At 63.5% G+C, this 18465-nt stretch carries 17 protein-coding genes; 5 read left to right on the forward strand and 12 right to left on the reverse strand.

Annotated elements, in window-relative coordinates:
• Positions 1–8: 8 nt before the first annotated feature.
• From GGD62_RS21500 to GGD62_RS21525, 6 genes are read right to left on the reverse strand one after another with little or no spacing between them, the layout of a single operon-like run.
• Complete coding sequence (locus GGD62_RS21500; protein WP_183710076.1) at positions 9–821, reverse strand: HAD family hydrolase; 813 nt, start codon at positions 819–821, stop codon at positions 9–11.
• Positions 822–843: 22 nt separating this feature from the next.
• Positions 844–1374: a gluconokinase gene (locus tag GGD62_RS21505; protein WP_026202033.1), complete on the reverse strand. Its 531-nt coding sequence runs from the start codon at positions 1372–1374 to the stop codon at positions 844–846.
• Positions 1361–2110, reverse strand: a complete 750-nt coding sequence (gene pgl / locus GGD62_RS21510; RefSeq protein ID WP_026202034.1) for a 6-phosphogluconolactonase — start codon at positions 2108–2110, stop codon at positions 1361–1363. Before pgl ends, GGD62_RS21505 begins: the two co-directional genes overlap by 14 nt.
• Positions 2110–3621, reverse strand: coding sequence for a glucose-6-phosphate dehydrogenase (gene zwf, locus GGD62_RS21515; protein WP_018318526.1), 1512 nt, complete (start codon positions 3619–3621; stop codon positions 2110–2112). The genes pgl and zwf overlap by 1 nt, the downstream gene beginning before the upstream one ends.
• Positions 3622–3659: 38 nt before the next feature.
• On the reverse strand, positions 3660–4658 hold the full coding sequence (gene gnd / locus GGD62_RS21520) for a phosphogluconate dehydrogenase (NAD(+)-dependent, decarboxylating) (RefSeq protein ID WP_183710078.1): 999 nt from the start codon (positions 4656–4658) through the stop codon (positions 3660–3662).
• Positions 4659–4671: 13 nt separating this feature from the next.
• Positions 4672–7521, reverse strand: a complete 2850-nt coding sequence (locus tag GGD62_RS21525; protein WP_183710080.1) for a bifunctional transaldolase/phosoglucose isomerase — start codon at positions 7519–7521, stop codon at positions 4672–4674.
• A 303-nt stretch (positions 7522–7824) separates the two neighbouring features.
• On the opposite strand from GGD62_RS21525, the gene GGD62_RS21530 reads away from it, so the two are divergent.
• From GGD62_RS21530 to GGD62_RS21545, 4 genes are all read left to right on the forward strand, one after another.
• Positions 7825–8490, forward strand: coding sequence for an STM3941 family protein (locus GGD62_RS21530; protein ID WP_183710082.1), 666 nt, complete (start codon positions 7825–7827; stop codon positions 8488–8490).
• Positions 8491–8787: 297 nt separating this feature from the next.
• Positions 8788–10731 carry a PrkA family serine protein kinase gene (locus tag GGD62_RS21535; RefSeq protein ID WP_179736362.1) on the forward strand — a complete coding sequence of 648 codons (1944 nt, stop codon included), beginning with the start codon at positions 8788–8790 and terminating at the stop codon, positions 10729–10731.
• Positions 10732–10750: 19 nt separating this feature from the next.
• Positions 10751–12028, forward strand: a complete 1278-nt coding sequence (locus GGD62_RS21540) for a YeaH/YhbH family protein (RefSeq protein WP_026202035.1) — start codon at positions 10751–10753, stop codon at positions 12026–12028.
• Positions 12025–13563: a SpoVR family protein gene (locus GGD62_RS21545; protein ID WP_092253648.1), complete on the forward strand. Its 1539-nt coding sequence runs from the start codon at positions 12025–12027 to the stop codon at positions 13561–13563. Before GGD62_RS21540 ends, GGD62_RS21545 begins: the two co-directional genes overlap by 4 nt.
• Positions 13564–13777: 214 nt before the next feature.
• Here the strand turns inward: GGD62_RS21545 and GGD62_RS21550 are convergent, their stop codons facing one another.
• The 6 genes from GGD62_RS21550 to GGD62_RS21575 all read right to left on the reverse strand — a co-directional run bounded on the left by GGD62_RS21550 (position 13778) and on the right by GGD62_RS21575 (position 16595).
• The gene (locus GGD62_RS21550) at positions 13778–14218 is read right to left on the reverse strand and encodes a DUF1801 domain-containing protein (RefSeq protein WP_092253998.1); all 441 of its coding nucleotides are present in this window, start codon (positions 14216–14218) and stop codon (positions 13778–13780) included.
• A 14-nt stretch (positions 14219–14232) separates the two neighbouring features.
• Entirely contained in the window at positions 14233–14427 is a 195-nt protein-coding gene (locus GGD62_RS21555) for a hypothetical protein (RefSeq protein ID WP_018318534.1), read from the reverse strand.
• A gap of 59 nt (positions 14428–14486) precedes the next feature.
• Complete coding sequence (locus GGD62_RS21560) at positions 14487–14918, reverse strand: SRPBCC domain-containing protein (RefSeq protein ID WP_183710084.1); 432 nt, start codon at positions 14916–14918, stop codon at positions 14487–14489.
• Positions 14915–15238 carry a helix-turn-helix transcriptional regulator gene (locus tag GGD62_RS21565; RefSeq protein ID WP_018318536.1) on the reverse strand — a complete coding sequence of 108 codons (324 nt, stop codon included), beginning with the start codon at positions 15236–15238 and terminating at the stop codon, positions 14915–14917. Before GGD62_RS21565 ends, GGD62_RS21560 begins: the two co-directional genes overlap by 4 nt.
• 248 nt (positions 15239–15486) lie before the next feature.
• Positions 15487–15936, reverse strand: coding sequence for a DsrE family protein (locus tag GGD62_RS21570; RefSeq protein WP_183710086.1), 450 nt, complete (start codon positions 15934–15936; stop codon positions 15487–15489).
• Positions 15937–15974: 38 nt separating this feature from the next.
• Positions 15975–16595 (reverse strand): hypothetical protein, encoded by a 621-nt coding sequence (locus tag GGD62_RS21575; protein ID WP_183710088.1) that lies wholly within the window; start codon positions 16593–16595, stop codon positions 15975–15977.
• Positions 16596–16898: 303 nt separating this feature from the next.
• Between GGD62_RS21575 and GGD62_RS21580 the strand changes: the two genes are divergently transcribed.
• Complete coding sequence (locus GGD62_RS21580) at positions 16899–18464, forward strand: SUMF1/EgtB/PvdO family nonheme iron enzyme (RefSeq protein ID WP_183710097.1); 1566 nt, start codon at positions 16899–16901, stop codon at positions 18462–18464.
• The last annotated feature ends 1 nt before the right edge of the window (position 18465 follow it).

Raw genomic sequence — 18465 nt, forward strand, 5'->3', positions numbered from 1 at the left:
ACTCGGCCTCAGCCCACCCCATTCCTCTTCAAGATCATCTCCATCGCTTCGGCAAAACCATCCTGCTCATTGGTCGCGGTGACGTGCGTCGCCTGGTCCTTGACGTTGTCGGTGGCGTTGCCCATGGCGATCGAGATGCCGCTGACGGCGAACATCGCAAGGTCGTTCTGCATGTCGCCGATGGTGGCGACGGCGCCGGTCGCAATGCCCAGGCGCCTGGCCATCGCCTCGACGAAGGTGCCCTTGTTGAAGCCGGGCGGGGTGATGTCGAGATAATAGGTCTGCGAGCGCACTGCCGTTGCCTCGTTGCCTAGCGCCTCCTGCATCGCCTTCTCGCAAGCCTCGAGCCTGGCGGCGTCGGCGCTGGCGCCGACGATCTTGCAGGCGCTCGAAAGGTAAGGCGAAAAGTCCGTCACGATGGTGGGATCGGAGCGGATCGTATGCTGCTCGTGCGCGACGTATTTACCGCTGGGGTTGTCGATCAGCCACTTGTCGGTGGTGAACAGCCAGATGTCGGCGCCGAACTTGCGGAGGATCTGCAAGGACCGCTCGGCCGCGCTGGCCGGGATTAGGTGCTGCTCGACCGGCCGCATCTCCGGATCGACGATCGAGGAGCCGTTGAACGGGCCGACCGGCAGCCAGAGTGCCAGCGGCTCGATCAGGAAGCGCATGCCGATGGCGGGACGGCTGGAGGTGATGGTGAAGCCGATGCCGGCCTTGTGCAGCCGCTGCACCGCACTCCTCGCGCGTTCCGTCAGAGTCTTGTCCTTGGTCAGCAGCGTGCCGTCGACGTCGGACACTACGAGTGAGATTTGCGTCATGACAGGACCTAACGGTTTTGCCTCAGCGTTTCGCAGTACCCAGTTTCAGCTGCCGCACCACGCCGTCCACGATCGCTTCGACGGTTTCGTCGATTGAGACGGTGATGACGTGCTCGCCCGCCTCCGGCGGCTCCAGCGTGTCGAACTGGCTCGTCAGTAGCCCAGGCGGCATGAAATGCCCCTTGCGCTGCGCCAGCCGTTCGGCGATCAGCTCCTTGGTTCCCTTCAGGAACACGAAGCGGACGTCGTCGCGTCCACGCAGCAGCACGTCACGATAGGTGTGCTTCAGCGCCGAGCAGGCGATGATGATATGCCCGCCCTTGTCGCAAACCTGTGCGATTTCGTCGGCGATGGCGTTGAGCCAGGGCCAGCGGTCCTCGTCGGTGAGGGGATGGCCGGCCCGCATCTTCTCGACATTGCTGGCGGGATGAAAGCTGTCGCCGTCTTCGAAGCGCCAGCCGAGCCGCTCGCCGAGTGCTTCCGCAACCGTGCTCTTGCCCGAACCCGACACGCCCATCACGATCAATGCACAAGGTGCTTCAACGCCCGCCACGAATTCCCTCCGGAAGCGCGGCCCTGTCGACCAGCCAGACGGTCTCACCATTCGAGCGCGCGCGTAAGGCCGGCAGAGTCTCGCCATTGACGAGGCGCGTCAAGATCGGCTGCTTGTCATGCCCGGCAATCTCGAACAGCATTTCGTGGCAGGACGCCAAAGCGGGCAAAGTGAGCGAGACCCGCGGCACGAACGGCGCGACATTGGCTTTGGGCACCCCGACGACCCAGCGTTCGGTCTCCTCGATTTCGGGGAAGCCCGGGAAGAGCGAGGCGGTGTGGCCGTCAGGGCCGGCGCCCATCAGGACCAGGTCGAACAACGGCCGCGCCGGATCGAGACTTTCAGAACCGTAGAAGGCCTGCAGCTCGCGCGCATAGGCCTCAGCGCTTCGGTCCGGATTGTCAGCCGTGGTCGGGATCGGGTGGATATGGCCAGAGGGCGCATTGCGGTCGAGAAAGGCCGCGCGCGCGACCGCCATGTTGTTGAGCGGATCGCTCTCAGGCACGAAACGTTCGTCCCCGATGAACCAGTGTACGCGGTCCCACGGGATCTTGCCGCGGCAGGGGTCGCTGCCGAGCAATTGATAGAGCTTTTTCGGGCTGGAGCCGCCGGTGAGGCAGATCGCGATGCGCGAGGGGTTGGCCGTGATCCGCGCCATCACCCGTTCGGCCGCGGCTTGCGCCAGCGCCCCGGCGTCGGCCGCGACGATCAGCTCCGGCAGTCCGGCCGCCGCCATCACGAAAATTTCCGCCAGCTTCGTCCGTCGCGCCGGAGCAGCTCGTCGGCGCAGGCCGGGCCGTCGCTGCCGGCTTCATAGGTCTCGATGCCGTTGGTGCCCGCGCTTTTCCAGGCGTCCAGGAACGGCTGCACTGCCTGCCATCCGGCCTCGATGCCGTCGGCGCGCTGGAACAGGATGTTGTCGCCGATCATGCAGTCGTAGATCAGCGTCTCGTAGCCGGTCGAGGGATCGGCGCGGAAATAGTCGCCGTAGCGGAATTTCATCTCGACGCCGTCGATGGTGACGCTCGGCCCCGGGATCTTGGCGTTGAACTGCAGCTCGATGGTCTCGGTCGGCGCGATGCCGATGGTGAGAAAGTTCTGCGACAGGCGATCGACGGTCGTGCCTGAGAACATCGACAGCGGCGCCTGCTTGAACTTGATCGCGACTTCGGTGCGCTTGTGGCCCAGCGCCTTGCCGGTGCGCAAATAGAACGGCACGCCGGCCCAGCGCCAATTGTCGATCATCAGTTTCAGCGCAACAAAGGTCTCGGTGCTGCTGCCGGGCTTGACGTCCTGGGTCTTGTGGTAGTCCGGGATATCGTCGTCGCCGACGCGGCCCGCGAGATATTGCGCGCGGACCGAGTTTTTCAGCGCATCCTCCCGGCTCGGCTGCTGGATCGAAGTGAGCACCTCGGCCTTCTCGGAGCGCACGGAATGGGCGTCGAAGCGCGCCGGCGGCTCCATCGCCACCAGCGACATCAGCTGGAACAGATGGTTCGGCACCATGTCGCGCAGCGCGCCGGTGGCATCGTAGAAGCCGCCGCGATGGCCGACGCCGAGCTTCTCTTCCACGGTGATCTGGATGTGATCGATGTGGTTGCGATTCCAGATCGGCTCGAACATGCCGTTGGCAAAGCGCAGCACCAGGATGTTCTGCACGGTCTCCTTGCCGAGATAATGATCGATCCGGTAGATCTGGTGCTCGTCCATGATCTTCAGCAACTCGGCGTTCAGCGCCTTGGCCGAGGCGAGGTCGGTCCCGAACGGCTTTTCGATCACCAGCCGCCGCCAGGCGCCGTTCTCCTTCATCATGCCGGTGCGGCCGAGCTCGCGCGCCGTCGGTGCGAACGCAGTGGGCGGCGTTGCCAGATAGAACAGCCGGTTGCCGCCGGTGTCCTGCGCGCATTCCAGCGAATCCAGGTGCTCGCGCAGGCGATCGAACGACGGCGGGTCCTTCGGATCGGCCTCGACGAAGGTCACGCATTCCAGCAGCTTCTTTGCGATGTCGTCGTCCACGGGACGGGTCGCGAACTGGCGCAGTCCCTTCAACAGGCTGTTGCGCAGTTCGTCATCCGACTGCCCCCTGCGGGCCACGCCGACGACGCAGAACTTTTCCGGCAACAGATGCTCGGCCGCCAGATTGTAGAGCGACGGCATCACCAGCCGATGAGTGAGGTCGCCGGTCACGCCAAAGATGACGAAGGCGCAATTTTCCGGCTTGCGCTTTACTTGCGGGTCTTTTGTCACGAATTGTCGGCCTTCGCTTAGTTACGCTTACTGAGCTCTTATTTGGGCTTCGCGGCGCCCGGCTGCTTCGGCTCCTTGTGACCGCCAAAACCTGCGCGCATCGCGGAGAGTATTTTTTCGGCGAAGGTGTGTTCCTGGCGGGAACGGAAACGTGTGTAGAGCGCCGCGGTCAAAACTTCGGCCGGCACGGCCTCGTCGATCGCCGCATTCACGGTCCAGCGTCCTTCGCCGGAATCTTCGACGAAGCCGGAATATTCCGTCAGCTGCGGACTGTCGGCGAGCGCCGTCGAGGTGAGATCGAGCAGCCAGGACGGGATCACGCTGCCGCGCCGCCACACTTCGGCGATGTCGGCGAGATCGAAATCGTAGCGGTGATCTGCCGGGAGAGCCGCGATGTTGGCGTTCTTGAGGATGTCGAAACCTTCGGCATAGGCCTGCATCAGGCCGTATTCGATGCCGTTGTGGATCATCTTGACGAAGTGGCCGGCGCCGACCGGGCCGGCATGGATGTAACCCTGCTCGATGCGGGGATCGCGGCCCTCGCGTCCTTCCGTGCGTGGAATGTCGCCGGTGCCGGGCGCCAGCGCGGCGAAGATCGGATCGAGCCGGTCGACCACCTGCTTCTCGCCGCCGATCATCATGCAATAGCCGCGGTCGAGGCCCCAGACACCGCCCGATGTGCCGACGTCGACATAGTGGATGCCGCGTTCCTTCAGCGCCTTGCCGCGGCGGACATCGTCCTGCCAGAAGGTGTTGCCGCCATCGATGATGACGTCGCCTGGCTGCATCACGCCCGCGATCGTGTCGATCGTGGTCTGGGTGATGTGCCCCGCAGGCAGCATCACCCAGGCCGTGCGCGGCCGCTCGAGCTTCGAGATGAAGTCTTCGAGCGTCGCCGAGCCGACCGCGCCGTCCGCGGCAAGGCCCGCTACGGCCTTGGCGTCCTTGTCATAGACCACGGTCGAATGTCCCTGGCGCATCAGGCGGCGAACGATGTTGCCGCCCATTCGGCCGAGGCCGATCATGCCGAGTTGCATCTGCGATATTCCCTTAGTTCAGCGCGTCGTTGAGTGCCGCATTGAGTGCCGCGAGACCCTTCTTGAGTCCGCCCTTGAGGTGCACGCGTAGCGCGCGCCGGCCGCGTTCGGTGAGCACGTCGAAATCGCCGCGTGCCTGCGCCGCCTTGATCACGCCGAAGCTGGCCTTCTGGCCCGGCACCGCCAGGTCCTTGGCATCATCGGCGGTAATCTGGAGGAACACGCCAGTGTCGGGCCCGCCCTTGTAGGCTTGCCCCGTGGAGTGCAGGAAGCGCGGTCCGAATTCGGCACAGGTTGCAACTTGCCGCTTCTCGCGGACCTCTAGCCGCATGGCCTGAAGCGCGTCGATGGTCACCTTGTCCCGGGCGATGTAGCCGAGCAGGGCGACATAGTCGCCGTGGTTGGAGCGCTCGAGATGCGCCTTGAGCCACGAGGTGAGGTCGCCGTTGGCGCCGGCGGCGCGCAGCGCGGTGGCGTTGGCCTCGTCGGTGTAGAGATCGGCCTCATCGGTGCTGACCACCGGCTGCTCTTCCGGCAAGGCGCCGGTCTTCTCGAACGACGCCGTGAGCTCGCGGGTCTTGATCTTGGCGGCTTCCACGTCCGGCTGGTCGAACGGGTTGATGCCGAGGATCGAGCCCGCCACAGCGGTCGCCATCTCGAAGCGGAAGAACTCCTGGCCGAGATGGTCGATCGACTTCATCACGATGCGCACGACGGGGTGGCCGGCCGCTTCGATCGCGGCAAGCTTGGAGTCATGGGCGGCGTCCGCTTCGCCCTCGACGCGGATGTCGATGAAGAACCGGTCGTTGCCGTAGACGGAAGGATCGCCCAGCGGCTCGCCCTCGATCGGGATCAGGCCCTTGCCTTCCTTGCCGGTCGATTCCGCGATGAGCTGCTCGGCCCAGGCGCCGAAATCGGCGATCTTCTTCGACGACAGGATCGTCACCTTGTCGCGGCCTTCGAGGCCGGCGAGGCCGATGGCAAGGCCAAGCTGCACGCCCGGGTTTTCGCTCGGCGGCACGTCCGGTCCGCAGGAGCGCGCCATGGCCAGCGCATGCTTGACGAAGGTCTTGACGTCGATGCCGGCGGTCGCCGCCGGCACGAGGCCGAACGGCGACAGCACGGAATAGCGTCCGCCGATCGAGGGCTCGCCATGGAAGATGCGGGCGTAGTTCAGCTTCTTGGCGGCCTTCTCCAGCGATGAGCCGGGATCGGTCACCGCGATGAAGCGGAAGCCGGTCTTCGCCTTCGGGCCGAGTGCTTGCGCAACGCGCTCATGGAAATAGTCCTTCATCGCGTTCGGCTCGGTGGTGCCGCCGGACTTGCTGGAGACGATGAACACGGTGTTGGAGATGTCGATCCGGGCCTCCATCGCCCGCACCTGCGCCGGATCGGTGGAATCCAGCACATGCAGCTTCGGGAAGCCGGGCTTTTTCCCAAAAGTCTCGGCCAGCACCTCCGGCCCGAGGCTCGATCCGCCCATGCCGAGCACGACGGCGTCGGAGAACTTCTGCCCCTTCACGCGGCCGGCATAGTCTTCGTAATCGGCGACGTCGGCCTTGGCGGCGCTGTCGAGCCAGCCGAGCCATTTGTCCTCGTCCGTGCCGGTCCAGACCGACTTGTCGCGCTGCCACAGCCTGCGGATTTTTGCGGACGCCCGCCATTCCTCCGTGCTCTTGGTTACGGCCTTGTCGAGCCCGTCGCCGAGCGAGAGAGACTGGCGGTCCAGCGCGGGCCCAAGCACCGTGGCGCGCTTGTGGGCGACGGCGCCGTAGAGCTTGTCGGCGGCGTCCGCGAACAGCTTGACGCCGTCCTTGACGAGCTCCTCGGTGATGGCGTCCAGCGAGACGCCGGAGCGCTCCAGCTCTTCCAGCACGCGGTAGGCGTCCTCGACGTTCTCTTCCAGGCTGTCGCGCGGCTTGCCGTGGTCGCGGAACGCATCCAGCGTTGCCGGCGGCACGGTGTTGATGGTGTCTGGACCGATCAGCTCCTCAACATAGAGGACGTCGCTGTAATCCTTGTTCTTGGTGCCGGTCGAGGCCCACAGCATCCGCTGCGGCTTGGCGCCCTTGGCGGCGAGCTTGTCCCAGCGGGGACCCGAGAACAGGCGCTTGTAGTCCTGGTAGGCGACCTTGGCGTTGGCGATCGCGACCTTGCCCTTGAGCGCGGCGAGCCGCTCCTTCTCGGACGGATCGTTGGCGCGGGCGATCTTGTCGTCGAGCTGCTTGTCGACCACGCTGTCGATACGGCTGACGAAGAAGCTGGCCACGCTCGCGACATGCGAGGGGTCGCCGCCGCCTGCGACGTATTTTTCGAGGCCGGCGATGTAGGCTTCGGCCACCTGGAGGTAGACCGCCTTGGAGAACAGCAGCGTGATGTTGATGCTGATGCCGTCTCCGATCAGCTGCTCGATCGCCGGCAGGCCTTCCGGCGTCGCCGGCACCTTCACCATCAGGTTCTTGCGACCAACATCCTTCCAGAGCCGGCGAGCCTCAGCGACCGTGCCTGATGTGTCCATGGCGAGATAGGGCGAGACCTCCAGGCTGACATAGCCGTCGCCGCCCTCGAGGCGGTCATAGACCGGGCGCAGCACGTCGGCTGCATTCTGGATGTCCTCGATCGCGACGGCCTCGAACAGGTCGGCCACGGTCCGGTCGCCGCGCTTCAGCGCCTTGCCGATCGGGGCGTCATACTCGTCCGAGCTGCCGATCGCCTTCTCGAAGATCGAGGGGTTGGAGGTGACGCCCTTGACGCCGTCGGTCTCGATCAGCCGCTTCAGGTCGCCCTTGGCGATGAAGCCGCGGGCCAGGAAGTCCAGCCAGACGGCTTGTCCGTGCTTTTCCAGTTCTTTGACGGGATTCATGATGCTTATTTATCTCCAAGCCTGCGGGCGAGGGGTTTCCGCGCCGGTCCTGACGCGCTATCCTCTAGCTTACATGCACCCGGGAGGGAACCAATCAAGGGTACAGGCGTCATACCTCCAGTGTAACTCCGTCGCGATCATGGCGATCCGGGCGGGAGTAGCGGTTGTTGCGTAAAAAGTCGTTGGCCGAAGGTTCGGCCGGGTCTCGTTGCGTAACGCCGGCCGCTTCGTCGTCAGCCAGTGGCTGCGTGGAGTGCCATCAGCGGATTCCGGTCCGTCTGGTGCATCGTGGTTCGGCCGCGAATGGCCATGCTGGGGAAGAGCATGCACGCCCATCCTGAAGGTCTGGCGTTTGGTGTCGCCGACAGCCAGCAATCTGCCATGACCATCGACGCATCCCGCGATCTCGAAATCAGGCGATGCGCGACGCGGTTGCGGCTGCTGGTCGCGGCGGGCTTTGCGATGACCCTGCTCAGCGCCAGCCTCGCCTTCGACTTGTGGGACGGTTTGGGCGACTACGACACGACGCTCGGCTATGCCGGCGTCGCGCTGTTCGGCCTGGTGACCTGTTGGCTGATCTGGATGCTGCCCGCAGAACGGGGGGCGGTGGTGGTCGTCACCCCCTACGGCATCCGCGATCTCCGCATCGGCAATGAATTTCTGCCGTGGGATTCGATTGCAGAGATTTCGGCTGAGGAAAGCCGCGGCCACAAGATGATCGTGCTGACGCCGACGCCGGCCTTGCAGCAGCAGCTCTGCGGCATCCGCGATTTGGCCCGTTGCGTGCGAAACGATCGTATCGTCATCCTGTCGGACGGCCTGGCGACCGATTTTGATACATTGCTGCACGCTTGCCGCGACTGTCACGCTGCCAGCACTCCGCGCGCCGCATTGCAGCAGGAAGATGAACGCGGCACCCAAGGTGGAAACCAAGGCGGCGCTCAAGGCTTCGCCGTACAAGCGTCATAAGATCGCCGCTCGCAGATCGCTATGCTGCAACGCCGGATGGACTCATCCCCGGTAACGCCCGGATGTTGCGACTGAGTGACATTTTCTGGAAATGAGCCAATATAGACAGAGATTCGCACAAAATACGGGCAGGTGCCTGTTCGTAACTCAACGAGTGCCTACGTTGTGCGTTGCGTGGTGTCGGCACCCGGGTGTCCAATGATCGTCATGTGCTCACGCTGATTCGAAACGGCCTGAGGAACGGTCCGGTAACTGCTTTCGTTTCAGCTTGTAGCGGAACTCACGCGGAGAGGGATCATGTACAACGATTCTCTATTCAACGCTTTCGCTCGGTCGTTCGAGGCGAGAAGCCAGCACGACATGTCGATGGCGGAATATCTGGAATCGTGTCGAAGCGATCCCATGAAATACGCGAACGCGGCCGAACGACTACTAGCGGCGATCGGCGAGCCCCAGACGATTGACACGGCCAAGGACCCACGCCTTGGCCGTATTTTTTTGAATCGCACGATCCGCACTTATCCGGCCTTCGCCGGCTTCTACGGCATGGAAGAAACCATCGAGCGCATCGTTGGTTTCTTCCGCCATGCGGCGCAGGGCCTGGAGGAGCGCAAGCAGATCCTCTATCTGCTCGGGCCGGTCGGCGGCGGCAAATCCTCGCTCGCCGAGCGGTTGAAGTCGCTGATGGAAGTGCATCCGATCTACGTGCTCAAGGCCGGCGACGAGCTCTCGCCGGTGTTCGAGAGCCCGCTCAGCCTGTTCGATCCCGATCATCTCGGGCCGATGCTGGAAGAGAAATACGGCATTCCGCGCCGTCGTCTCACCGGCCTGATGAGCCCGTGGTGCTACAAGCGGCTGGAAGCCTTCGGCGGCGATATCTCCCAGTTTCGTGTCGCAAAAATCCAGCCGTCGCGGCTGCGCCAGATTGCGATCTCCAAGACCGAGCCCGGTGACGAGAACAACCAGGACATCTCCTCGCTGGTCGGCAAGGTCGATATCCGCAAGCTCGAGACCTACGCACAGAACGATCCCGACGCCTACAGCTATTCCGGCGGCCTCAACCGCGCCAACCAGGGCGTGCTCGAGTTCGTCGAGATGTTCAAGGCGCCGATCAAGATGCTGCACCCGCTGCTGACCGCGACGCAGGAGGGCAACTATATCGGCACCGAGAACATCGGCGCGATCCCGTTCACCGGCGTCATCCTCGCGCACTCCAACGAGGCCGAGTGGGCGAGCTTCAAGGCCAACAAGAACAACGAAGCCTTCATCGACCGCATCTGCGTGATCAAGGTGCCTTACTGCCTGCGCGTCACTGAAGAGCAGAAGATCTACGAGAAGCTGATCCAGGGCTCCGAGCTCGCGTCGGCGCCTTGCGCGCCTTCGACGCTGGAGACGCTGGCGCGGTTCTCGGTGATGTCGCGCCTGCGCAAGCACGAGAACTCCACCCTGTTCGGCAAGATGCGGGTCTACGACGGCGAGAGCCTGAAGGAATCCGATCCGAAGGCGCGCAGCGTCCAGGAATATCGCGACGCCGCCGGCGTCGACGAGGGCATGGACGGCGTCTCCACCCGCTTCGCCTTCAAGATCCTGGCTGCGACCTTCAACCACGATCCGCAGGAAGTCGCCGCCGACGCCGTGCATCTGATGTACGCACTGGAGCAGTCGATCCGCCGGGAGCAGCTGCCGGAGGAAGTCGAGAAACGCTATCTCGAATTCATCAAGGCGGATCTGGCGCCGCGCTACGCCGAGTTCATAGGCAACGAAATCCAGAAGGCCTACCTGGAATCCTACTCGGATTACGGCCAGAATCTGTTCGACCGCTACGTCGACTATGCCGACGCCTGGATCGAGGATCAGGACTTCAAGGATCCCGACACCGGCCAGCTGCTCGATCGCGAGCTTTTGAACCAGGAGCTGACCAAAATCGAGAAGCCGGCGGGCATCGCCAACCCCAAGGACTTCCGCAACGAGGTCGTCAAATTCTCGTTACGCTCGCGGGCCCAGAACGGTGGCAAAAATCCGACCTGGACCTCCTACGAGAAGATTCGCGACGTGATCGAAAAGAGGATATTCTCGCAAGTCGAGGACCTGCTTCCGGTCATCTCTTTCGGATCGAAGAAGGACGGCGAGACGGAGAAGAAGCACGGCGAGTTCGTCGCACGCATGGTGGAGCGTGGCTACACCGAGCGTCAGGTTCGCCGGCTCGTCGAATGGTACATGCGTGTGAAGCAGGCCGGTTGAGGCGGATGGTAAAGTGCCCATTCACATTATTGACAGGCGCCTGAATCCAGGCGGCAAGAGTCTTGAGAACCGCCAGCGGTTCTTGCGTCGGGCCAAATCCCTGGTGCAGGGCGCCGTCAAGAAGACCTCGCAGGAACGCGACATCAAGGACGTCCTGGAGGGTGGTGAGGTCACGATCCCGCTGGACGGCATGCACGAGCCGCGCTTCCGCCGCGAAGGCGGAACGCGCGACATGGTGCTGCCCGGGAACAAGAAGTTCATCGAGGGGGACTATCTGCAGCGCTCCGGCCAGGGCAGCGCCAAGAATTCCGGCCCGGGCGAAGGCGACAGCGAGGATGCCTTCCGCTTCGTGCTCTCCCGCGACGAGTTCGTCGACCTCTTCCTCGACGATCTCGAGCTGCCGGACCTGGCCAAGCGCAAGATCGCGCAGACCGAGAGCGAGGGCATTCAGCGCGCCGGCTACACCACGTCGGGCTCGCCCGCCAACATCTCGGTGAGCCGGACGGTGAAGCTGGCGCTCGCCCGCCGCATCGCGCTCAAGCGTCCCCGCAAGGAAGAGATCGAGGAACTGGAAGCCGCGATCGCCGCCTGCACCGACGAGGACGAGCTTGGGGTGCTTCTCGCCCAGCTCGAGAAGCTGAAGGCGAAGACGAAGCGGATTCCCTTCATCGATCCGCTCGACATCCGCTACCGCCGCTTCGAGACGGTGCCGAAGCCGGTGGCGCAGGCGGTGATGTTCTGCCTGATGGACGTGTCGGGCTCGATGTCCGAGCACATGAAGGATCTCGCCAAGCGCTTCTACATGCTGCTCTACGTGTTCCTGAAGCGCCGCTACAAGCATGTCGAGATCGTCTTCATCCGCCACACCGACCGCGCCGAGGAGGTCGACGAGCAGACCTTCTTCTATGGCCCGGCCTCGGGCGGCACGCTGGTCTCGAGCGCGCTGCAGGCGATGCACGAGATCGTGCGCGAGCGCTTCAATCCGTCGGACTGGAACATCTACGCCGCGCAGGCCTCCGACGGCGACAATTCCTATTCCGACGGCGAGCTCACGGGGCTGCTGCTGACCGACAAGATCCTGCCGGTCTGTCAGTTCTTTGCCTATCTCGAGGTCGGGGAATCCGGCGGCAGCGCCTTCGATCTCTCCGACTCCTCGCTTTGGACTCTCTACGACCGCCTGCGCAACAGCGGCGCACCGCTCTCGATGCGCAAGGTCAGCGAGCGCAGCGAGATCTTTCCGGTGTTCCACGATCTGTTCCAGCGCCGCGAAACTGCCCAGGAGAAAGCCGCTCCATGACGGAACGATTGTTCGAAGGCGCGGATTGGGATTTCCACACCTTGCAGCGCATCACCGATGCCTGCGAGGCGGTGGCGACGAAGGATCTCGGGCTCGACGTCTATCCGAACCAGATCGAGGTCATCACCGCCGAGCAGATGCTGGATGCCTACTCCTCCGTCGGCATGCCGCTGTTCTACAAGCACTGGTCGTTCGGCAAGCAATTCGCTTACCATGAGGCGTCCTATCGCAAGGGCCTGATGGGGCTCGCCTATGAGATCGTGATCAACTCCTCGCCCTGCATCTCCTATCTGATGGAGGAGAACACGGCGACGATGCAGACCCTGGTGATCGCGCACGCCGCTTTCGGTCACAACCACTTCTTCAAGAACAATTACCTGTTCAAGCAGTGGACTGACGCCGACGGCATCCTGGATTATCTCGACTTCGCCAAGACGTATGTCATGCAATGCGAGGAGCGCTACGGCCGCGTCGAGGTCGAGCGGACGCTCGATGCCGCGCATGCGCTGATGTCGCACGGCATCGACCGCTATCCCGGGAAGAAAAAGCTGGATCTGCGCGCCGAGGAGAAGCGGGCAGGGCGCCGTCGCCAGCACGAGGAGGAGGTCTTCAACGACCTCTGGCGCACCGTCCCCAAGGGCGCGGCCAAGAGCCGGTCCGCGCTCAGCATCGAGCGCCGCCGCAAGCTGCTCGGCCTGCCGCAGGAAAACCTGCTCTATTTCCTGGAGAAGAGTGCGCCGCGACTGGCGCCGTGGCAACGCGAGCTGCTGCGCATCGTCCGCCACATCGCGCAATATTTCTATCCGCAGAGCCAGACCAAGGTGATGAACGAGGGGACGGCGACTTACGTCCACTATCGCATCATGACCAAGCTGCACGAGCAGGGCCGCATCACCGACGGCAATTTCCTCGAATTCCTGGGATCGCACACCAATGTGGTGTTCCAGCCTGAATTCGACGACCCGCGCTTCTCCGGATTCAACCCCTATGCACTCGGCTTTGCCGTAATGCAGGACATCGAGCGCATCGTCACCAAACCGGAGGACGAGGACCGCGAATGGTTCCCCGACATCGCCGGCAAGGGCGACGTGATGGGCGTGCTGCGCGACGTCTGGGCCAACTACCGCGATGAAAGCTTCATCGCCCAGTTCCTGAGCCCGAAGCTGATGCGGCACTTCCGCATGTTCCATCTGCACGACGATCCCGAGGAGCGCGCCGGCATCCGGGTCGATGCCATCCACGACGAGCGCGGCTTCCGCCGCGTCCGCCGCGAGCTGGCGCGGCAGCATGATGTCGGCTTCATCGACGCCAATATCGAGGTGGTCGACGTCGATCTCTCCGGCGACCGCCGGCTGATCCTGCACCACCACGTCATCAAGGGCTCGCAACTCAACGAGACCGATGCCAAGCGGGTGTTGCAGCACCTGGCCGATCTCTGGACCTACGACGTCGCGCTGATCGAGGTCGATGCCAACGACAAGGTCATGCGCGAATACGTCGTGAGCCCGCGCCCGATACCGGCGGCGGTGGCGTGAGGCTGCCGTCTGCGCGGCAATAAGGCGAGATGCGCGTTGATGTGCCCTCGCCCCTTGTGGGAGAGGGCAGGGAGGACGGCAGACACAAGCTCACTTCGGTGAGGGGTATCTCTCCGCACCTTTACGTGTCGAAGGAGACCCCTCATCCGGCGCTTCGTGCCACCTTCTCCCACAAGGGAAGAAGGAAGAGATTCGCGGTTGGATAACGGCTGTTCTACGCCGGCCGCTTCTTCGCCGCCTTCTTCTTCGACCCATTCAGCTCAACCGCCGCGCGGATCAGCGCCTTCAATGCTTTCTCGTTGATCTTCTCGCCCTCGCGAATGTCGATGGCGCGCCGCACGTTGCCGTCGAGGCTGGAATTGAACAGGCCGGCCGGGTCGTCCAGCGCGGCGCCCTTGGCAAAGGTCATCTTCACCACTTCCTTGTAGGTCTCGCCGGTGCAGATGATGCCGTCGTGCTCCCAGACGGGAACGCCGCGCCATTTCCATTCCTCGACGACCTCAGGATCGGCCTGCTTGATCAGGCCGCGGACCCGCGCCAGCATTTCGCCGCGCCAGTCGCCGAGCTCCTTGATCCTGCCGTCGATCAGCTTGGAGGGCGACGGCCCAGTCGCGTCTTTCGTGCTGCTCTTCTTCGCCGCTACTGCCTTCTTCATCGTCTCGCCTCGCATCACGCGTTGCCGCGGCGGCCGAGATAGGGCAGCGCGAACAGATAGAGCCCGGTCGCCAGCAGCGGGATCAGCGGGACGAGCGCCAGGAAGCCGATCCAGACCGCCTGGAGCTGCATGGTCATGGCGACGATGTTGGCGATGACGGCGAGCGTGAAAGCCATCGACAACCAGCGATGGATCTGACGAATCCACATGTCTGTGCTCACTGGGGTCTCCCTCTAGAAATGATTGGAATGGATACGGCCGGCCGGAGCTATTCAACCCGCGCCAGCACCTCGTCCAGCTTGGCAAGGAACTGCTTCCAGCCGGCATGCGCGCCGCCGTAAGCCTGCTTTTGCGTCGGGCTGAAGCCCGCCTGCTCGACGCGTAAGTGAGTGCCCGCGCCGGTCGGCGTCAGCGTGAAGGTCACGACGCTCCTGAGGTCGAACGCGGCGTCCTCATGCGAGAAATTCCAGGTGTAGGCGAGCGTCTTCTGCGGCTCGATGGTGAGCACCTCGCAGTCCAGCACGCCACCCCATTCACCGCGAAGATTGAAGCGATGACCGACTGACGGCTTGAAGTCGTTCTTCATCAGCCATTCCTCGATCAGATGCGGCTGCGTCAGCGCGCGCCAGAGCCGCTCGGCCGGGAAGGCGAATTCGCGCTCGACGACGACGGAGCGTGTTTCGCTTGAGGCTTCGGTCATTGGTCCATCCTCTTCAGGAGATCGTCGAGTGCGTCGAGCCGCCTCTGCCAGAAGCCGGTCATCTGGCTGGTCCAGTCGCGCAGCGGATCGAGTGCGCCGGGCTGCGCGCTGTAGTGGGTCTGCCGCCCCTCATGGCGGTCCCGCACGAGGCCGGCCAGCTTCAACGCGCCGAGATGTTTCGAGACGGCCGGCTGGGAAACGCCGGATCTCACGGTCAGGGCCCCGACCGTCTGCTCCCCCTCGCGGCACAGCCGCTCGAAGATCGCCCGCCTTGTGGGGTCGGCGAGCGTCCGGAACAGGAGGTCGGGGGCGAGAGACATGGGAATCCATAACCAGGAAGTTATGGGTTAACTCATAACCGCGAGGTTATGGGTGAGTCAAGCGGGATGAGGATGAGTTTGGAGGGCGCTACGAGCTCCGCCTTACCTCCGGGCGATGCAAAGCATCGACCCGCGCGCCGGGTGAGGGCTTTTTCCTCTAGGGGATTGTCCCTCTGCGGAGCCACCCTCTTCCCAACCCTCGCAGGCGGGGGAGGGAGTGCACTTGTCGTGTGGGTAAGAAGCAGCCCCTACGGCCGCAGATAAAGATACCCCTGCGACTGCAGCTCAGCCAAACGAACCACGCCGCCCTTTTCCGCGCTGACGAAGCCCGGCAGCAGCTCGGTCAACGTCACGTTCTGCGCCTTCATCGTGTTGCCGCAGGCGGCGAGCTCGACGCCGTCCTTGGAGAATTCGCCGACGCGCTTGCTGATGTCGGGGTTCGCCTGCGCCGAGTGGAATGCCTTCAGCGCCGGCCCGTGGATCACCAGCGCGATCCTGACGTGATCAGGACCGCCGACACCGTCGATGTGGTTCTGGATGTTGCCGAGCACGAAGTTGACCTTCTCGGCATCGCTGAGATGGTAGACCACTTTCAGCTTGTTGCCCGCGCCCGCTCCCGTCGCGGCTTTCGCGCCGGAGGCACCGAATGCCGCGCCGAGGGCCGAGATTGCGCTCCACAAGATGTTCCGCCGGTTCATGGCGATCTCCCTCGACTGACTTTGCCGGAGACATATCATCATTTGTGGCGGAGCGCGGCGAGTTCCTTGCGGTCGGTCACCAGCGAAGCGCACTCGCTGTTGTCGGTGCGATCAAGCCGAAAGATCCTGTCGTCGGCACCGCCGACCAGCGACCGCTCGGCCTCGTCATCCGGCTTGTTGTTCTGCCAGACCCGGACCCGTTCGAGCCGCACGATCGTCGACTTGTCGTCTTTGGACAGCGCAACGCCGATGCCACCGCCTTCGCAATCGACACCGCAACCGAGGCGAACCTCGTTGCCGTCCTTGGTGAATACGGCGTGGTTGCAAGAACCGCTGGAGTCGAAATCGCCGGAGCGATGGCGGTACCTGAAACCGAGGCGGAAGGAATTGTGCAGCTCCTTGTCTTCCTTGTCCAACTCGGCCGAGATCAGCAGCTTCATCGAAGCGACCTTCTGCTTCGGATGCCGCGCCAGGTGCTCCGCATCGTAGCGGCGGACGAAGCAGGCATAGGCCTTGTTGCCGGGGGCGCCCGCATACATGCGCGTGTTGAAGGTCCCGGCTTCGGCCTTGCTGGCTTCGCGGATGTCATCAGCTTCTTCCGCGTGGGCCGTACTGATGAGTGCGGCAACGGCGAGGGCAGTCAGGAGAGAAAGCTTCATGATGGCCTCTAGCGCAGGAGCCGAGCTGTAGGCTTTAGACGCGGCCCAGGTGCGACGCGTTCAACCCGCGCAAGTCGTACATGATCATCACAGCGCGGAGCGGGATGGACAGTTCCAGGCACGGCGTTAGTCACCGGGAGGGCGAGGAAGGTTCAACCGATGCGAAGCCTTCGTCTTCCGGAACTCGATCCCTGCCAGTCCTTCGACATTGCTCCATTTCATCAATGTGATAGCCTTCACAGACGATCGCCTTTAGCGGTCGTAAGCTGGGGCTGCCTTTGTAGGTTTGTGGAGTCCCCCGCAATGGGCGAAATTCGCAACTTCAGATCCGGAAATCAGGACGGGCCACCTCCACACGGCCCCATGCCTCGTCGCCTCGCGGCGATCATTGTCGGCGATATCGCTTCCTACAGTCGTATCATGCAGGCCGACGAGGAGGGCACGCATGTCCGCGTCAAGCGGATCGAGCGGGATATCATCCAGCCCAGCATCGTCGAGCACCATGGCACGCTGGTGAAGACGACGGGCGACGGCTTCATCGCCATCTTCGACAGTCCTGTCGAGGCCGTTCGATGCAGCATCGTCATCCAGCAGAATCTCATCGGCCGCAACGCCCCGCTTCCCAAGCATTCACGGCTCGAATACCGGATTGGCGTCAATCTCGGCGACGTCATCGTGGAGCCGGACGATGTCTACGGCGACGGGGTCAACATCGCCACACGTATCGAGGGTATCGCCGAGCCCGGTCACGTCTATATCTCAGGCGCGATCTACGAGCAGATCAAGCACAAGGTGGTGTGCGGCTATGAGTCGCTCGGGGACCGCAAGGTCAAGAACATCACGGATCCGGTGCGCGTCTATCGCGTGCTACCGGACGCAGACGCGGTCGGCAGGACGCGCGGCCGGCGCGAGAGCATGCTGCTCTTTCTTCTGATCATGGCATTGCTGGTGATTGCCGGCTACGTGCTTTGGTACGTGCTGGTGCAGCACCGCAGCCAGGTGGGGCAACAGGCTGCCGCTCCTCCGATCGCGGCGCCGTCGGCTTCGCCGATGCCGCAATCCGTTCCGTCGTTACCGAGCCCGCCGGTACCGGCGCCTCAAGCTGCACCCGCGTCTTCTCCCTTGCCCACAACGACGCCGTCGCCCGCAGCATCGCCTTCACCATCTCCGGCATCCGCTCCATCGGTGACGGCGGTCCGAGAACCCGAGATGATCCCCATTCGCGGCGGCAGCTTTGCGATGGGAAGCAATGACGATCCGACCGAACGTCCTGTCCACCAGGTCACGGTCAAGCCGTTCTCGATCGGCAAATATCCGGTGACGGTGCAGGAATGGAACGAATGCGCGGCCGCAAAGGCGTGCGGCTTCACCGCCACCGGCAAAGAGGATGCGCCGATCGGCAATGTGAGCTGGACCGACGCGCAGCAATATGCCGCCTGGCTCGCGCAGGCGACGAAGAAGCCTTACCGGCTTCCGAGCGAGGCCGAATGGGAATATGCCGCGCGCGGCGGCACGCAGAGCAAATATTGGTGGGGCGACAAGCTTCAGCCAGGCATGGCCGGCTGCAAGGATTGCGGTGACCTCGCGGCCGAGCAGCCGGCGAAGGTCGGCAGCTTCAAGCCGAATCCGTTCGGCCTCCACGACATGGGTGGCGGTATCGATCAGTGGGTCGAGGACTGCTGGCACAGGACCTATCAGGGCGCACCCACTGACGGCTCGGCATGGGGTGGCGGCGACTGCAGCTCGCACGTTCTGCGCTCGGGCTCGTGGAAGAATGATGCGAGATATGTGAGGCCATCCAACCGCGATGGTTACGACACCAATGTCCGTTACCCCACGCATGGATTCCGCGTCGCGCTCAGTCCGTAAG

This window comes from Bradyrhizobium sp. ERR14, assembly GCF_014198235.1.
Taxonomy (GTDB): domain Bacteria; phylum Pseudomonadota; class Alphaproteobacteria; order Rhizobiales; family Xanthobacteraceae; genus Bradyrhizobium.

What these genes read in the sequence shown, in the direction of transcription:
- GGD62_RS21580 (WP_183710097.1), top strand. Translation starts at nt 16,899, where the DNA reads ATGGGCGAAATTCGCAACTTCAGATCCGGAAATCAGGACGGGCCACCT.
- GGD62_RS21500 (WP_183710076.1), bottom strand. Translation starts at nt 821, where the DNA reads ATGACGCAAATCTCACTCGTAGTGTCCGACGTCGACGGCACGCTGCTG.
- GGD62_RS21575 (WP_183710088.1), bottom strand. Translation starts at nt 16,595, where the DNA reads ATGAAGCTTTCTCTCCTGACTGCCCTCGCCGTTGCCGCACTCATCAGT.
- gnd (WP_183710078.1), bottom strand. Translation starts at nt 4,658, where the DNA reads ATGCAACTCGGCATGATCGGCCTCGGCCGAATGGGCGGCAACATCGTT.
- pgl (WP_026202034.1), bottom strand. Translation starts at nt 2,110, where the DNA reads ATGGCGGCGGCCGGACTGCCGGAGCTGATCGTCGCGGCCGACGCCGGG.
- GGD62_RS21525 (WP_183710080.1), bottom strand. Translation starts at nt 7,521, where the DNA reads ATGAATCCCGTCAAAGAACTGGAAAAGCACGGACAAGCCGTCTGGCTG.
- GGD62_RS21565 (WP_018318536.1), bottom strand. Translation starts at nt 15,238, where the DNA reads ATGTCTCTCGCCCCCGACCTCCTGTTCCGGACGCTCGCCGACCCCACA.
- GGD62_RS21555 (WP_018318534.1), bottom strand. Translation starts at nt 14,427, where the DNA reads ATGTGGATTCGTCAGATCCATCGCTGGTTGTCGATGGCTTTCACGCTC.
- GGD62_RS21545 (WP_092253648.1), top strand. Translation starts at nt 12,025, where the DNA reads ATGACGGAACGATTGTTCGAAGGCGCGGATTGGGATTTCCACACCTTG.
- GGD62_RS21570 (WP_183710086.1), bottom strand. Translation starts at nt 15,936, where the DNA reads ATGAACCGGCGGAACATCTTGTGGAGCGCAATCTCGGCCCTCGGCGCG.
- GGD62_RS21530 (WP_183710082.1), top strand. Translation starts at nt 7,825, where the DNA reads ATGGCCATGCTGGGGAAGAGCATGCACGCCCATCCTGAAGGTCTGGCG.
- GGD62_RS21560 (WP_183710084.1), bottom strand. Translation starts at nt 14,918, where the DNA reads ATGACCGAAGCCTCAAGCGAAACACGCTCCGTCGTCGTCGAGCGCGAA.
- GGD62_RS21550 (WP_092253998.1), bottom strand. Translation starts at nt 14,218, where the DNA reads ATGAAGAAGGCAGTAGCGGCGAAGAAGAGCAGCACGAAAGACGCGACT.
- GGD62_RS21535 (WP_179736362.1), top strand. Translation starts at nt 8,788, where the DNA reads ATGTACAACGATTCTCTATTCAACGCTTTCGCTCGGTCGTTCGAGGCG.